Annotated in this window: 1 protein-coding gene; it reads left to right on the top strand. The window is 48.9% G+C overall.

What is annotated here, in order from left to right; translation table 11 throughout:
• Positions 1–1,042 (top strand): AMP-binding protein (locus L1271_RS24635; protein ID WP_235369056.1); only part of this gene is annotated, 1,042 nt, incomplete at both ends.

The raw sequence follows: 1,042 nt of genomic DNA, 5'->3' as shown, positions 1-1,042 counted from the left end.
ACTAAACTACAGCAGGACTTAGCACAACAGTGTAGAGACAACTTAGGCCGTCATCCGCAAGCTACGAGCGACCAGCCAAGTTACCTTATTTATACATCAGGCTCGACAGGTAAGCCAAAAGGGGTAGTGATAGCGCACAGGAATGCGTTGGCGATGGTGCAGTGGGCAGGAGAGTTTTATCAGCCGGAAGAGTTAGCGGGGGTGTTGGCAAGCACTTCACTTAACTTCGACTTATCGGTGTTTGAGTTATTCGTTCCACTGAGCTTTGGTGGCAAAGTAATCTTAGTGGAAAACATTCTGACTCTGCTAAACGAAGACATAGCGGGTATTAGTCTAATTAATACAGTGCCGTCGGGAATAGATGCATTGCTGGCGGCGCAGCGGCTTCCTAGCTCGGTTCTGAGTGTCAACTTGGCAGGAGAGCCACTGGCACAGACAGTAGTAGAGAAGTTATTTAGTGGGCGAGAGTTACGGCGAGTTGTGAACTTGTATGGACCGTCAGAGGATACGACGTACTCCACTTACTATGAAATGACAGCGGCACCGGAGCAGGCCCCGAGAATAGGTCGTCCGGTGTCCAATACGCAGGCTTACGTACTGGGAGAACAAGGAGAGCTGTTACCGTTTGGAGTAACGGGTGAGTTGTATTTAGGTGGTGCGGGCGTGGCTTGTGGTTATCTTAATCAGCCACAGCTAACGGCACAGCGTTTTATTCCAGACCGCTTTAGTAACAACACAGATGCACGACTTTATCGTACAGGAGACTTAGTTCGATATGACCAACAAGGAGAGTTGTGTTTTATAGGGCGCGTTGACGAGCAGGTGAAGTTACGAGGTTTTCGTATTGAGCTTGGGGAAATAGAGCATCACCTAAATAGCCATGATGCAGTAATAGAATCGCTAGTGTTAGTGGTAGAAGAGGCAGGAGAGTCACAGTTACAGGCTTACGTCCGAACAGAAGAAGCGACGGGTTTGGCACAGCAGCTACGTGAGTATCTACGGGCATTACTACCAGAGTACATGCTGCCAAGTCGCTACATTG

This window comes from Pseudoalteromonas sp. OF5H-5 (assembly GCF_021530695.1).
Classification (GTDB): Bacteria; Pseudomonadota; Gammaproteobacteria; order Enterobacterales; family Alteromonadaceae; genus Pseudoalteromonas.
This window is presented reverse-complemented; position numbering and strand designations above follow the sequence as displayed.